Origin of the sequence: Spiroplasma endosymbiont of Megaselia nigra, assembly GCF_003987485.1 — a bacterium.
In the GTDB taxonomy this organism is placed as follows: Bacteria; Bacillota_I; Bacilli_A; order Mycoplasmatales; family Mycoplasmataceae; genus Spiroplasma.
Genome location: NZ_RCOO01000322.1, coordinates 1 through 724, shown reverse-complemented (window position 1 = coordinate 724; position 724 = coordinate 1). Strand labels below are relative to the sequence as shown.

Here is a 724-nt window from a genome sequence, read left to right as displayed (position 1 = left end):
ATGAAGAAATAATGCGTAGTAAATATGAACAAATTAAATATATTGAAAAATGAAATATGAAAATTATTATTCATTATTCTAGTTGAAGACTTAATTATGAATTACCACAAGATAAAGTTAATGAACAATTAAGATTAGAACAATTAGATATTGAAAGAGCAAGAGTATGAAGTTGAGGACTGCCTGGGAATACTAGTGGTTCAATTTTTGCAAGATATATTGATATTATGCAAGCAACAGATATTATTCAACCAACTAAATTATTAGGTGGTGTTGACTTAGCAAACTCTACTAGTCCCAAAGGACATACAACAGCATCGAGCTTTTGAATATATAATTCATTTGATAAAAAAGCCTATAAAGTTGCTGAATATACACACTCAAATGCTACGCAACAATTTAAAGGACCATTAGAACAAGTTAAAGATATTTTAGAGTTTTACAACAATCAATTAAACCAATATTTTAATTTAATACAACAAGGAATATCAATTAATGTTGATGATAGTGCTTATGCAACATTAGAAAGTTTAAATAGAGAAAAATATAATTATTCTTTTGGTCAATATATGCATTTTAAACCAGCACAAAAGCAGAAGTTTAAAATAAAACATCGTGTAGAAGCATTTACAATGTTAATAAATACTAATCAATTAAAATGATTATGAGAAAAATGTCCTGTAAGTAAAACCCAATATGAATTAATACAATGAGAAGATAAACC

The 724-nt window shown here is 26.2% G+C and carries 1 protein-coding gene; it reads left to right on the top strand.

Features of this window, described 5'->3' with window-relative positions; genetic code table 4:
• Positions 1-11 precede the first annotated feature (11 nt).
• Positions 12-724 (top strand): PBSX family phage terminase large subunit (locus D9R21_RS06780; protein WP_126821568.1); only part of this gene is annotated, 713 nt, incomplete at its 3' end.